This is a genomic window from Pseudomonas sp. J380 (genome assembly GCF_009827115.1).
Lineage (GTDB): Bacteria > Pseudomonadota > Gammaproteobacteria > Pseudomonadales > Pseudomonadaceae > Aquipseudomonas > Aquipseudomonas paracarnis.
On the sequence record NZ_CP043060.1, the window covers coordinates 4,458,229 to 4,472,251 of the forward strand.

Below are 14,023 nucleotides of genomic sequence, written 5' to 3' on the forward strand. Positions count from 1 at the left end.
GGGGACTCTTTACAAGGCGGTTTAAAGGGCAAGGTCTTGCAGTTCGAGTTCGAGCGGCGTAGGACCGGACAATTTTACCCGCTGCTGGGGGGCAAGCGACAGGGTCGCGCCTACGACGTCCGGGCTGATCGGCAGTTCGCCGGCATCCAGGTCCAGCAGGCACACCAGGGTCACGCTGGCCGGGCGGCCATAGTCGAACAGTTCGTTCATGGCGGCGCGGATGGTGCGGCCGCTCATCAGCACGTCGTCGATCAGTACCAGGTGCTGGCCTTCGATCTCGAAGGGCAGGGCCGAAGGGCGTACTTGTGGATGCAGGCCGTTCTGGCTGAAATCGTCGCGGTAGAAGGACACGTCCAAGGTGCCCAGGGGCGAATCGCTGCCCAGTGCTTCCAGCAATGCCTGGGCCACCCACACGCCACCGGTGCGTATGCCGATAAAGCGCGGTTCGCTGATGGCACGGTGTTCCAGGTGCGCCTTGAGGCGTATCGCCATCTGGCTGATCAGTTCGGCAGGGTTCGGCAAGCTCATGGTGGCTCCTTATCAAGTGTGTAGGAGCGAGCTTGCTCGCGAAAAACTCATGGGCACCGCGTTCATCCAGTCTTCTCGCGGTATCGTTAACGTTCTTCGCGGGCAAGCCCGCTCCCACAGGATCGCGGCGGGTCAGGATTCAAATAAAGCGGTGTTTTCATCCAGCCAGCCCTGCAACAGCAAGGCCGCGGCGATGGCGTCTACCGGGTTGTCGCGGTAACTGCCCTTTTGCCCGCCACGGTCGCGGCGCTCCCCCTTGGCTTCGAAGGTGGTGAGGCGTTCGTCGTGGGTATAGAAGGGCAGGTTGTAGCGGCCATTGAGGCGGCGCGCGAACTTCTCGGCGCGCAGGCACATGTCACTGGGGGTGCCATCCATGTTCAGGGGCAGGCCGACCACTACCGCGTCAGGCTTCCACTCTTTGATCAGGGCTTCGACCTGGTTCCAGTCCGGCACGCCGTTCTGGGCCTTGAGGGTGCACAGCTCGCGGGCCTGGCCGGTGATGACCTGGCCAACCGCTACGCCGATCTGTTTGGTGCCGTAGTCAAAACCGAGGATCAGACGCAAGGCCATCAGGCGTGCCCCGCCTGGCTGGTCAGCAGGCTGAGGTTGACCCGCAGCTTGGCTGCTGCCGCTTCCAGGCGCAGTTCGCTGGCGGTGTTGAACAGGATGTCAGCGTCGAACGGGCAGGTCAGCCAGGCATTGCTGGCCAGTTCGGCCTCCAGTTGCCCGGCTTCCCAACCGGCGTAGCCCAGGGTGATCACGCTTTGCTCGGGGCCGATGCCGTCGGCGATGGCGAACAGCACATCCTGGGATGTGGAAAGTGACACCCCATCAAGGTCTACCGTGGCCTGAAACGTCGGCCCGGTGGGGTGCAGCACAAAACCGCGATCGGTCTGCACCGGCCCGCCGATGTAGATCGGTACGCCCTGGCAACGCGCCGGCGGGTCGATCTCCGGGCGCAGTTGCTCAAGGATATCGGCCAGGTTCAGCTCCTGCGGGCGGTTGACCACCAACCCCATTGCACCATTGGCCGTGTGCTCGACGATGTAGGTCAAGGTCTGCGCAAAGTTCGGGTCGGCCATATGGGGCATGGCGATCAGGAATTGGTGCTTGAGGTAGGTCGGGCTGACGTTTTTCATGTCCGCTAGTGTGGCGTTGGAGGGACGAACTGACAAGTGCGGGCGCGAGCCTGGTCGCTGATCGTTCCCATGCTTTGCGTCGGAATGCATCCCGGGGCGCTCCGCGTCCCAAGAGCAGACGCAGAGCGTCCATGGCGGCATTCCCACGCGGAGCGTGGGAACGATCTGTGTGATCAGTTGCTGGACAACCGGTCGCCCTTGGCGAACCGCCAGGTGCGGATGATTTCCAGGCGGTCCACGTCGCTCAAGTCGCCGCTGAACGGCGCAAAGGGCGCGGCCAGGCGCACGATGCGTTGCGCAGCCTGGTCCAGCAGCGGCTGGCCGGAGGACTCCAGCACCTGCACCTCATACAGCGAGCCGTCACGGTTGATCGACACCAGCAAGCGCAAATTGCCATAAATCTGTTGGCGCCGCGCCTCGTCCGGGTAATTGAGGTTGCCGATGCGTTCGACCTTCTTGCGCCACTCGTCCTTATACCAGGCACCTTTATCGCGCATGGTTGAGGCGGCGTTCAGACGGTAGATGCGCGGGCGCTTGGCATAAAGCTGTTGCTCATGAGCCAGTTCGGCTTCCAGGCTGGAAATTTCGTCGGATAACGTCGAACTGTCGAACGTCGGCGCAGGTTTCACTGGCTCGGGCTTGGGTTCGGTCTTGGCCTTTTCGCGCTGGGTCGGGGCTTTTTGCGGTTTGGGCGCGACAGTTGTCACCGCAGCCTTGGGCGTGGCCTGCCTGACCTCAGGCTTGGGCGCTGGCGGCGGAGTGACCTTCTTGACCTGGTTGTCATGGAAGGGCGCTACCTCGGTGGTCTTGGGCACGGCTTTCTTGTCGAGGGTGCCGCTGCCCTGTTGGTTGTCCTGGGCGAGAAAGTCAGCCTTTTCGGGCTTCTTTTCGCTCTTGAACGTGGCGAGAGTGATTTCCAGGGTCTTGGTGATCTGCTTGGGTTCGGCCAGGGTGAATCCCACGCCCAGAAGCAGGGCGAGATGAATCAAGGCAGCGAGAAACAGGGTAAAACCGAGGCGATCAGCCGGGCGCACGCCGCTGGGGGAGAATTCGGGGGGCAGATCGGACGGGAGTGTCATGACAAGAAAACCAACATCGCGCGTTTCACAGGTGGCGCATGATAACGCAATGTTGGTAGGTGTCCGGCTGTTCTATGTCACTTGGCTTGTAGCTTGCGTTCAATGGCGGCCATCAGCATTTCGCCGATGTTCGTGCCAAATGCGTTGTCGATCTCGCGAATACAGGTCGGGCTGGTGACGTTGATTTCAGTGAGGTTCTCGCCAATTACGTCTAGTCCGACAAATAGCAGACCTTTTTCCCGCAGGGTTGGACCGACTTGAGCGGCAATCCAGCGGTCTTTTTCTGATAACGGCCGCGCTTCACCGCGACCACCGGCGGCCAGGTTGCCACGGGTCTCGCCGGCTGCCGGGATCCGCGCCAGGCAATAATCCACCGGCTCGCCGTCAATCATCAGGATACGTTTGTCGCCATCCTTGATCGCCGGCAGGTAGGCCTGGCCCATGATCTGCTGGGTGCCCAGGGCGGTCAGGGTTTCGAGGATCACCGACAGGTTCGGGTCGCCGGCGCGGTGACGGAAGATCGAGGTGCCGCCCATGCCGTCCAGCGGCTTGAGGATCACGTCGCCATGCTTGGCGGCGAATTCACGCAGTACATCGGCGCGGCGGCTGACCACGGTCGGTGGCGTGCACTGCGGGAACAGGGTGGCGAACAGTTTTTCATTACAGTCGCGCAGGCTTTGCGGCTTGTTGACGATCAACACGCCCGCGCGTTCGGCCTGCTCCAGCAGGTAGGTGGAGTACACAAATTCCATGTCGAACGGCGGATCCTTGCGCATCAGGATCACGTCGAGGTCGCTCAGCGGGCTGTCGATTTCGTCAGAAAGCTCGAACCACTTCTCGGGGTTGGCAAACACCTGCAGCGGGCGCATGCGTGCGCGGGCCTCGCCGTCACCCTGGTAAAGGTCGCGCTGCTCCATATAGAACAAGGTCCAGCCGCGGGCCTGGGCGGCCAGGAGCATGGCCAGCGAACTGTCCTTTTTATAGGAAATGCTGGCGATAGGGTCCATGACAATGCCGACGCGAACGCTCATGGGGATTTCCTCTAGCAAATTAGGGCGCATAAAAGTGGCGTCAGAGTGGCGCTGCGGCTGTTGTGGGTCAAGGAAAAACCACTGGGCGGGTGCCTCGATAGATTGCGCCAGGAGACTGTGCTAAAAAGGCTGGCACGGCGCAGCAGCCCTTGAATTCCAAGGCTTGCGGCGTTCATCCTGTGCAACATCAGGCAGTACACACCGAAAACCGATTCGCTGTGGCGATGGTAGAGCAGATATGGAACAGCATTCCAACGCCTTGAAGGTGATGGTGATCGACGATTCGAAAACGATCCGCCGCACCGCCGAGACGCTGTTGAAGAACATGGGGTGCGAGGTCATCACGGCGATCGACGGTTTCGACGCCCTGGCCCGTATTGTTGATCATCACCCGCACATTATCTTTGTCGACATCATGATGCCGCGCCTGGATGGCTACCAGACCTGCGCCCTGGTGAAGAACAACCCGGCGTTCAAGTCGATCCCGGTGATCATGTTGTCTTCCAAGGACGGCCTGTTCGACAAGGCCAAGGGGCGCATCGTGGGTGTCGATCAATTTTTGACCAAGCCTTTCAGCAAGGAAGAACTGCTGGGGGCGATCAAGGCCTACGTGCCTGGGTTCGCCGCAGTAGAACAAGCACACTGACGCCGCCTCACGAGGGCCGGCGCCGACCAATGTAGCGGGGAAAACCATGGCACGTGTTCTGATCGTCGACGATTCGCCGACTGAAATGTACAAACTCACCGGCATGCTGGAAAAGCATGGCCACCAGGTGCTCAAGGCCGAAAACGGCGCGGACGGCGTGGCCCTGGCCCGTCAGGAAAAGCCCGACGCGGTGCTGATGGATATCGTGATGCCCGGCCTCAACGGCTTCCAGGCCACGCGCCAGTTGTCCAAGGAGCCGGAAACCAACGGTATCCCGATCATCATCATCACCACCAAGGACCAGGAAACCGACAAGATCTGGGGCGCACGCCAGGGCGCCAAGGACTACCTGACCAAGCCTGTGGATGAAGAAATCCTGATTGCCACCCTGAACAAGGTGCTGGCCGGCTAAGGCTTGCGATCATGACCGAGTCGCAAACCGCCTTCGAGCTGCTGCTGGACATCGACCGCCGCTGCCGCTTGCTGGCCGCGGACCTGCCGTCCCAGGAAACGCGCCTGCAACGCTGGAGCGGCATCGCTTTCCGCGTAGGGCCAAACGCCTACGTGGCGCCCATGGGCGAAGTCGCCGAGGTGTTGCATGAGCCACGTTGCACCTTGATGCCGGGGGTCAAGCCCTGGGTCAAGGGCGTGGCCAACCTGCGCGGGCGCTTGCTGCCGGTGATGGACCTGGGCGGTTTCCTGGGCCTTGAGTTGTCCAGGGCGCGCAAGCAACGGCGGGTGCTGGTGGTGGAGTTCAACGACCTGTTTGTCGGGCTGCTGGTAGATGAGGTGGTAGGCATGCAGCATTTCCCATTGGATGCCTGGGTGGCGAGCGCTGCCTCGAGCGCGCCGTTTATTCAGGGCCAGTTCGACGGCGACCCGCCGTGGCAAGTCTTCAGCCCCTTCGCCCTGGCCCAGGCCCCTGGCTTCATGGATGTTGCCGCATGAGCACCGCTACCACGCCCAAACCCCAGGCCGCTTCGCGCAGCCGTTCGCAGATCATCGTGCTGTTTATCGCCTTGATCGTGTTCATCATGCTGCTGTTCGCCAACTTCGCGTACCTCAACACCCAGTCCACCTACGATAAGCAGTACATCGGCCACGCCGGTGAGCTGCGCGTGCTGTCCCAGCGCATTGCCAAGAACGCCACCGAGGCCGCTGCCGGGAAAGCGGCGGCGTTCAAGCTGCTGGGCGATGCGCGCAACGATTTTGCCCAGCGCTGGGGCTACCTGAAAAAAGGTGACCCACAAACCGGCTTGCCGGCGGCGCCCAGTGCGGTGCGTGCCGAAATGCGGGCGGTGCAGACCGACTGGGAGGCGCTGCTGAAAAACACCGACGCCATTCTGGCCAGCGAGCAGACCGTGTTGTCGTTGCACCAGGTGGCGGCGACCCTGGCCGAAACCGTACCGCAACTGCAGATCGAGTCGGAAAAAGTCGTGGATATCCTGCTGCAACGCGGCGCCCCGGCCAGCCAGGTAGCCTTGGCCCAACGCCAGTCGCTGCTGGCCGAACGTATCCTGGGGGCGGTCAACACGGTGCTGGCGGGGGATGAAACCGCCGGGCAGGCCGCCGATGCCTTCGGTCGCGATGCCAACCGTTTTGGCGTGGTGCTCAATGGCATGCTCAACGGCAACCCGGGGCTGCGTATCACCCAGGTTGAAGACCCGGACGCCCGGGCGCGGCTGGCGGACATCGCCGAGCTGTTCGAATTTGTCTCCGGCTCCGTGGATGAAATTCTCGAGACTTCGCCGCAGTTGTTCCAGGTGCGCGCCTCGGCGAGCAATATTTTCAACCTGTCGCAAACCCTGCTCGATGAAGCCTCGCACCTGGCCACGGGTTTTGAAAACCTCGCCAGCGGGCGCAGCTTCGACACTATCGGCGGTTACGTGCTGGGCTTGCTGGCGCTGGCCTCGATCATCCTGATCGGCCTGGTCATGGTGCGTGAGACCAACCGCCAACTGCATGAAACCGCGCAGAAGAACGAGCGCAACCAGAACGCGATCATGCGCCTGCTGGATGAAATCGAAGACCTGGCTGACGGCGACCTCACCGTCACCGCCTCGGTCACCGAAGACTTCACCGGCACCATCGCAGACTCCATCAACTATTCCGTGGACCAACTGCGCGACCTGGTCGCCACCATCAACCTCACTGCCGGGCAGGTCGCCGGTGCGGTGCAGGACACCCAGGCCACCGCCATGCACCTGGCCCAGGCGTCGGAGCATCAGGCCCAGCAGATTGCCGAAGCGTCTACGGCGATCAATCAGATGGCGCAGTCCATCGACCAGGTGTCGGCCAACGCGGCCGAATCCTCGGCGGTAGCTGAACGTTCGGTAGAGATCGCCAACAAAGGCAACGAGGTGGTGCACAACACCATCCACGGCATGGACAACATTCGCGAGCAGATCCAGGACACCGCCAAGCGCATCAAGCGTTTGGGCGAGTCGTCCCAGGAAATTGGCGACATCATCAGCCTGATCGACGATATCGCCGACCAGACCAATATCCTCGCCCTCAATGCCGCGATCCAGGCCAGCATGGCCGGTGACGCCGGGCGCGGTTTTGCGGTGGTGGCCGATGAAGTGCAACGGTTGGCCGAACGCTCCTCGGCGGCCACCCGGCAGATCGAAACCCTGGTACGCACCATCCAGGCCGACACCAACGAAGCGGTGATCTCCATGGAACAGACCACCACGGAAGTGGTGCGCGGCGCGCGCCTGGCCCAGGACGCCGGGGTGGCGCTGGAAGAGATCGAAGGCGTGTCCAAAACCCTGGCAGCGCTGATCCAGAGTATTTCCAACGCGGCGCAGCAACAGACGTCATCGGCGGGGCAGATTTCCCTGACCATGAACGTGATCCAGCAGATCACCACCCAGACGTCGTCGGGTTCCACCGCCACCGCAGAAAGCATTGGTAACCTGGCGAAGATGGCCAGCCAGTTGCGCAGGTCGGTATCGGGTTTCACCTTGCCGCCGCCCAAGCAGGTCGATGATTGAAATACGACCTAAAGAACACCACAGTCCAACTGTGGCAGCTGGCTTGCCTGCGATAGCGGTCTGTCAGATACAGATATAGTGCTGACCCACCGCTATCGCAGGCAAGCCAGCTCCCACATCGGATCTCCATTGTTTGTGAGATACCAGCAACTCATGAATTCTAAGCGGAGCAGTTATGGTTGATCGGCACGACTACGTGGCCCTCGAATGGGTCAAGGGCGATATTGCCGAAACCCTGAAACAGGCCCGGTCGGCGCTGGACGCGTACGTTGAAACCCTTGACGACGACGCCCTCAACCAATGCCTGGCCGGTATCCACCAGGTGCATGGCGCGCTGCAAATGGTCGAGTTCTACGGCGCGGCGCTGCTGGCCGAAGAGATCGAAGAACTGGCCCTTGCGCTCCAGGCCGGGCACGTCGGCCAGCGCGATGAAAGTATCCGCCTGCTGCAACAAGCCCTCGGCCAACTGCCGCTGTACCTCGACCGCGTGCACAGTGCTCGCCGCGACTTGCCGCTGGTGGTGCTGCCGCTGCTCAACGACCTGCGCAGCGCCCGTGGTGAAAGCCTGCTATCGGAAACCAGCCTGTTCAGCCCGCAACTGCTATCGATCGAGCCGTTGCCTGAGCAAGCCCTGGCCCAGCGGGCCACGCCGGATCTGCATGAGCAGTTGCGCCAATGGCGCCACCTGCTGCAACAAGCCCTCGCCGGATTGCTGCGTGAAGACCACGGCCCCAGCAACCTGGAAGACATGGCGCGGGTGTTCGCACGCCTTGAAGCGCTATGCCAGGGTGCGCCGCTGCTGCCGTTGTGGCAGGTCACCTCGGCGCTGGTCGAAGGCATGCTCACCGGCGTGGTCGCCAACAGTCCGGCGCTGCGCAGCCTGCTCAAGGCTAGCGACAAGCAACTCAAGCGCTTGCTGGTTCAAGGCATCAATGGCATCAACCAGCCGGCACCGGACGAGTTGCTCAAGAGCCTGTTGTTCTACGTCGCCAAAGTCACCCGGCCGACGCCGCGCATGCAGAGCCTGAAGGAGCGCTACGGCTTGGACGAAGCGTTGCCCGACAGCGCCGTGGTCGATGCTGAACGTGCACGGCTGGCCGGGCCGGATCGCAATGCCATGGGCTCGGTACTCGGGGCGTTGTGTGAGGAACTGGTGCGGGTCAAGGAACGCCTGGATCTGTTCGTGCGCAGTGATCGCCAGCACACCCAGGACCTCGAGCCGTTGCTGGCGCCCTTGCGGCAGATCGCCGATACCCTCGCGGTGTTGGGTTTCGGCCAGCCGCGCAAAGTGATCATCGACCAACTCGCCGTGGTGTTGAGCCTGGTCCAGGGGCAGCGCGAACCCAATGACGCGGTGTTGATGGATGTGGCCGGCGCGTTGCTGTATGTCGAAGCGACGTTGGCCGGGATGATCGGCACCGTCGAACCGCAAAGCCGTGAAGACAGCCGCTTGCCCACCACCGACCTGACCCAGATCCATCAGTTGGTGATTCGTGAATCGTGCCAGTGCCTGCGCCAAGCCAAGGAGCTGGTCATCGACTGCATTGAGGCTGATTGGGATCGTCAGCGCCTGGAGTCCTTGCCCGAGCTACTGAGCCAGGTGCGTGGTGCCCTGGCGATGATTCCCTTGCCGCGTGCGGCGAGCCTGATGCGCGGTTGCACCGATTACGTCGACGAGCAATTGATGATCAACGAGGCCGCCCCTTCGGCGACACAACTGGCGCATTTCGCCGAGGTGGTCAGCAGCCTGGAGTACTACCTCGAGCGCATGCTTCAAGACCCTGACGCGGCAGGGGAAAAAGTGCTGGAGTTGGCCACCCAGGGCTTGAATGCATTGGGCTACCTGCCGGTGGAAAAACCCTGGCGGCAGGCCCTGGCTGCGCCCGAGGGGGCGCTGTCCACCGAGGCTGCGCCAAACCAATCCCAGTTCGATGCCTTGGCCAGCCCTGCATCACGTCTCAACCCTCCAGCCTTGCAGCGTCCCGGTAGCCTGTTGCCGCCGCCGGCCGGCGAAGAACCGATTGACGATGAACTGCGCGAAGTCTTCCTTGAAGAAACCGATGAAGTCCTCGACGTGTTGCATCGCTACCTGCCCGACAGCGCGGACAAAGCCGCCCAGGGCGAAATGCGCCGGGCTTTCCATACCCTCAAGGGCAGCGGCCGCATGGTGCGCGCCCTGGTGCTGGCCGAGCTGGCCTGGGCCGTGGAGAACCTGCTCAATCGCGTGCTGGAACGCAGTGTAGTCCTTGGCCCTGAGGTGCGGCAGGTGTTGGATGAGGCCGTGGCCCTGCTGCCGGAGCTGATCGCCGATTTCGCTAGCGACGACCAGCGCCAGCGCGATGAAGTCGACGCCTTGGCCGCCCGTGCCCATGCCCTGGCCAGTGGCGCTGCAACATCGACCACCGAGCCCCATGACCCAATGCTGCTGGAGATCTTTCGCAACGAAGCCCAGGGCCATCTGGACAGCCTCGACCACTTCCTGCAACAGGCCGCCGAGCAGGTGCCGCTGCAGGTCAGTGATGAACTGCAACGCGCCTTGCACACCCTCAAGGGCAGCGCCTACATGGCCGGCGTGTTGCCCATTGCCGAACTGGCGCGCCCGCTGGATCACCTCACCCGTGAGTACAAGGCCCACCGCGTGCCGCTGGACAAGGACGAAGTGGCGTTGTTGCTTGAGGCACAAGGGCTGTTCCAGCGCGGGGTGCGTGACCTGGACAACAATCCCCTGGCGCCGATCCACGGCGCGGCCAGCGTGATCAGCCGCACCCAACACCTGCTGGAGCATCAACTGGCCGCCTTGCTCGACGCCCCCACGGCCGGCGTGCGCGTCAAGCGTGACCCGCACTTGATCACCAACTTCCTGGCCCAGGGCATGGACATCCTGCTCGACGCCGAAAGCCTGCTGCGTCGCTGGCAGCAACACCCCGGCGACCGTCTGGAACTCACGGCGTTGCTGGACGAACTGACCACCCTGGGCGAGGGTGCGCACCTTGCCGACCTGCATCCTATCGACGCGTTGTGCGAAGCCTTGCTCGACCTGTATGGCGCGGTAGAGGAAAGCAGCCTGGCGGTCAGCGCCCGGTTCTTCCAAGAGGCTGAACAGGCCCACGACGCGCTGATCAACATGCTCGACCAGTTGGCCGCCGGCCAGGAAATCAGCCCCGCGCCTGCACGGCTGCAGGCGTTACGCGCGTTGCTGGACGAAGCCTTAGACCCGTCCGCCACAGGCCTGATCAAAAGCGACGGCAGCCGCGCCCTGAGTATCTCCGAATTGGGCGCGGCCACCGCGCAGCTGGATCACGCCACCGCGATGGACGACGAGATTGTTGAGATCTTCCTTGAGGAGGCCGTAGACATCCTCGACAGCGCCGGCCAGTCGCTCAAGCGATGGTTACTGGAGCCCGACAGCGCTGCGCCCTTGTCCTCGTTGCAGCGGGATCTGCACACCCTCAAGGGCGGCGCGCGCATGGCCGAAATCGACCCGGTGGGCGACCTGGCCCACGAGCTGGAATGCGTTTATGAGGGGCTGGTGGACCGCCGCTATAGCTACTCTGTCGAGCTATCCCAGGCACTGATGGCCAGCCACGAACGCTTGGCTCAACAATTGGAAGAGCTGCAACAACAGCAACCCCTGAGTGACGGCGCCGAACTGGTCGAAAGGCTGCGGGAATTGCGCCAGGCCAGCAGCCCGGCAGCGCCGGCTGCGGTGGCGCCAGCCTCGGGTGCCGACCCGGAATTGCTGGATATATTCCTCGAAGAAGCCGCCGATATCCTCGACAGCTCAGGCAGCGCGCTTTTGCGCTGGCAGGACGAGCCGGGCAATCGCCAGGAAGTGGAAACCCTGCTGCGTGACCTGCACACCCTCAAGGGCGGTGCACGCATGGTCGAGATCGGGCCGATCGGCGATCTGGCCCATGAGCTGGAATTTCTCTACGAAGGGCTTTCCGCCGGTTTGCTCGCGCCGACCCCTGAGTTGTTCGCACTGCTGCAAGGTTGCCATGATCGCCTGGCGCAAATGATCGACGCCGTGGCCGAGGGATTGCCGGTGGGTTCGGTGGATAAACTCATCGAGCGCATCAAGAGCCTGGTGCACCCCAGTGATGAGCCGGTCACACCGGTGGCGCTGCCGGCGGGCAAGGCCGAAGCGGTCGCCGACCCGGCCGCCGACATGGTGAAAATCTCTGCCGACTTGCTCGATGACCTGGTCAACCTGGCCGGCGAAACTTCGATCTTCCGTGGGCGTATCGAGCAGCAAGTCAAGGATGCGCGCATTGCCTTGAGTGAGATGGAAACCACCATCGAGCGCATGCGCGACCAATTGCGCCGGCTCGACAGCGAAACCCAGGGCCGCCTCTTGAGCCGCCAGCAAGCCGAGGCCGAACGCCTGGGCTACGAAGAGTTCGACCCGCTGGAAATGGACCGCCACTCGCAGCTGCAACAGCTGGCCCGTGCGCTGTCCGAATCTGCCTCCGACCTGCTCGATCTCAAAGAGACCCTTGAGCGTCGCAACCAGGATGCCTACAACCTGCTGCAGCAACAGGCACGCATCAACACCGAATTGCAGGAAGGCCTGATGCGCACGCGCATGGTGCCTTTCGAGCGCATGTTGCCGCGCCTCAAGCGCATCGTGCGGCAAGTGGCGGGCGAGTTGGGCAAGGACGTGGAGTTTATCGTCGGCAATGCCGAAGGCGAGATGGACCGCAATGTGCTGGAACGCATGGCGGCCCCCTTGGAGCATATGCTGCGCAACGCCGTCGACCACGGCCTGGAGTCCCGCGAAGTGCGGCTGGCTGCGGGTAAACCGGAAAAGGGCCGCATCACCCTGGACCTGACCCACGAAGGCGGCGACATCGTCTTCGACATGCGTGACGACGGCGCGGGTGTGCCCCTCGAAGCGGTGCGACGCAAGGCGATCAAGCGTGGCCTGCTCGCCCCCCATCAAGAGATCAGCGACCGTGACGTGTTGCAGTTCATCCTGCAACCGGGCTTTTCCACTGCCGAAAAAATCACCCAGATTTCCGGGCGCGGCGTGGGCATGGACGTGGTGCATGAGGAAGTGCGCCAGCTCGGCGGCTCGATGGTGATCGACTCGACGCCGGGCATGGGCGTGCATTTTCGCATTCGCCTGCCGTTTACCGTGTCGGTCAATCGTGCGCTGATGGTGCACTGCGCGGACGACCAATACGCGATCCCGCTCAACACCATCGAAGGCTTGGTGCGCGTGCTGCCCCACGAATTGGCGGGGCACTACCAGCAAGACCCGCCGCACTATGAATACGCCGGCCAGCGCTACGAGTTGTTCTACCTCGGTGACCTGCTGCACACCGCCAGCCGCCCTAAACTGCTGGGCCAGTACCAGCCGGTGCCGGTGCTGCTGGTGCACTGCAATGAACGCCGCGTGGCGGTGCACGTGGATGCCATGGCCGGTACTCGCGAGATCGTGGTCAAGGGCCTGGGGCCGCAGTTCTCCGGGGTGCAGGGAGTGACCGGCGCGACCATCCTGGGCGACGGCCATGTGGTGCTGATCATCGACCTGCTGGCGCACATCCGCGCTCGGCAACCGGCCTTGCCGGCCCAGGCAGTGGATGCGCCGCTGATCCTCAACGACCCACTGAAAAAACGCCCGCTGCTGGTGCTGGTGGTGGACGACTCGGTCACCGTACGCAAAGTCACCAGCCGCCTGCTGGAGCGCAACGGCATGAACGTGCTCACCGCCAAGGACGGTATCGACGCCCTCGCCATCCTGGAAGAACACACCCCGGACCTGATGCTGCTCGACATCGAAATGCCGCGCATGGACGGCTTCGAAGTGGCCATTCAGATACGCAATGACCCGCGCCTGATGCGCTTGCCGATCATCATGATCACCTCACGCACCGGCCAGAAACACCGCGACCGCGCCATGGCCATTGGCGTCAACGACTACCTCGGCAAGCCGTACCAAGAGTCGGTGCTGCTGGAGAGCATCGCCTACTGGAGCAAGTCCCATGCTTGAACACCGCACCAGCCAACTCACCGGCTTGCTACTGCCCCTGGCCGACCGCCACCTGGTGCTGCCCAACGTTGCCGTGGCCGAACTGATCGATTTCCAGCGTGGCGAACCGGCCAGCGATGCGCCGCCGTGGTATCTGCGGCAAGTGACCTGGCGCGATCGGCAAATTCCGTTGATCAGTTTTGAGGCTGCCTGCGGTGAAGCCAGCATGACGGGAGAACGCTCACGCATAGTGGTGTTGAATGCACTGGGCGGGCGACCGACCTTGAAGTTCATTGCCCTGGTGATCCAGGGTATTCCCCGCTCGTACAAGCTCGACAGCGAATTGAGCTACGTGGACGTCCCCCTGTGCCCGCTGGAACTGGCGGCAGTGCAAGTGGGGGAGCAGGTGGCGAAGGTGCCGGACTTGATGGGGCTTGAAGCGCTGCTGGTAGAGTCCGGCCTGGCCTGACTGATCGTTCACACGCTCCGCGTAGGAATGACGCCGGGGACGCTCCGCGTCCCGCCAGTCAGCATAAGGGTGACGCAGAGCGTCACAGGATGCATGCCCACGCGGAGCGTGGGAACGATCAGTTATGCACTGACCCACCATCAACGCAGGCAAGCCAGCTC

The 14,023-nt window shown here is 62.8% G+C and carries 11 protein-coding genes; 6 read left to right on the forward strand and 5 right to left on the reverse strand.

Annotated elements, in window-relative coordinates; all coding sequences use genetic code 11:
- Nucleotides 1–21: 21 nt before the first annotated feature.
- The 5 genes from pyrR to gshB all read right to left on the reverse strand — a co-directional run bounded on the left by pyrR (nucleotide 22) and on the right by gshB (nucleotide 3,777).
- Nucleotides 22–528 carry a bifunctional pyr operon transcriptional regulator/uracil phosphoribosyltransferase PyrR gene (pyrR, locus tag FXO12_RS20105; RefSeq protein WP_019817751.1) on the reverse strand — a complete coding sequence of 169 codons (507 nt, stop codon included), beginning with the start codon at nucleotides 526–528 and terminating at the stop codon, nucleotides 22–24.
- 132 nt (nucleotides 529–660) lie between these two features.
- Nucleotides 661–1,098 carry a Holliday junction resolvase RuvX gene (ruvX, locus tag FXO12_RS20110; RefSeq protein ID WP_003195067.1) on the reverse strand — a complete coding sequence of 146 codons (438 nt, stop codon included), beginning with the start codon at nucleotides 1,096–1,098 and terminating at the stop codon, nucleotides 661–663.
- Nucleotides 1,098–1,667, reverse strand: a complete 570-nt coding sequence (locus FXO12_RS20115; RefSeq protein ID WP_057976477.1) for a YqgE/AlgH family protein — start codon at nucleotides 1,665–1,667, stop codon at nucleotides 1,098–1,100. Before FXO12_RS20115 ends, ruvX begins: the two co-directional genes overlap by 1 nt.
- 173 nt (nucleotides 1,668–1,840) lie before the next feature.
- On the reverse strand, nucleotides 1,841–2,746 hold the full coding sequence (locus FXO12_RS20120; RefSeq protein WP_057976479.1) for an energy transducer TonB: 906 nt from the start codon (nucleotides 2,744–2,746) through the stop codon (nucleotides 1,841–1,843).
- 77 nt (nucleotides 2,747–2,823) lie between these two features.
- Complete coding sequence (gene gshB / locus FXO12_RS20125) at nucleotides 2,824–3,777, reverse strand: glutathione synthase (RefSeq protein ID WP_034128936.1); 954 nt, start codon at nucleotides 3,775–3,777, stop codon at nucleotides 2,824–2,826.
- 238 nt (nucleotides 3,778–4,015) lie between these two features.
- On the opposite strand from gshB, the gene pilG reads away from it, so the two are divergent.
- The 6 genes from pilG (at nucleotide 4,016) to FXO12_RS20155 (ending at nucleotide 13,862) form a co-directional block, all read left to right on the forward strand.
- Complete coding sequence (pilG, locus tag FXO12_RS20130) at nucleotides 4,016–4,423, forward strand: twitching motility response regulator PilG (RefSeq protein WP_014720321.1); 408 nt, start codon at nucleotides 4,016–4,018, stop codon at nucleotides 4,421–4,423.
- A gap of 46 nt (nucleotides 4,424–4,469) precedes the next feature.
- Nucleotides 4,470–4,835: a twitching motility response regulator PilH gene (gene pilH / locus FXO12_RS20135; protein ID WP_057976481.1), complete on the forward strand. Its 366-nt coding sequence runs from the start codon at nucleotides 4,470–4,472 to the stop codon at nucleotides 4,833–4,835.
- A gap of 11 nt (nucleotides 4,836–4,846) precedes the next feature.
- Nucleotides 4,847–5,371 carry a chemotaxis protein CheW gene (locus FXO12_RS20140; protein ID WP_057976483.1) on the forward strand — a complete coding sequence of 175 codons (525 nt, stop codon included), beginning with the start codon at nucleotides 4,847–4,849 and terminating at the stop codon, nucleotides 5,369–5,371.
- Complete coding sequence (locus FXO12_RS20145) at nucleotides 5,368–7,419, forward strand: methyl-accepting chemotaxis protein (RefSeq protein WP_034128934.1); 2,052 nt, start codon at nucleotides 5,368–5,370, stop codon at nucleotides 7,417–7,419. Before FXO12_RS20140 ends, FXO12_RS20145 begins: the two co-directional genes overlap by 4 nt.
- A gap of 175 nt (nucleotides 7,420–7,594) precedes the next feature.
- Entirely contained in the window at nucleotides 7,595–13,414 is a 5,820-nt protein-coding gene (locus FXO12_RS20150) for an Hpt domain-containing protein (protein WP_057976485.1), read from the forward strand.
- Entirely contained in the window at nucleotides 13,407–13,862 is a 456-nt protein-coding gene (locus FXO12_RS20155; RefSeq protein ID WP_003195048.1) for a chemotaxis protein CheW, read from the forward strand. The genes FXO12_RS20150 and FXO12_RS20155 overlap by 8 nt, the downstream gene beginning before the upstream one ends.
- Nucleotides 13,863–14,023 lie beyond the last annotated feature (161 nt).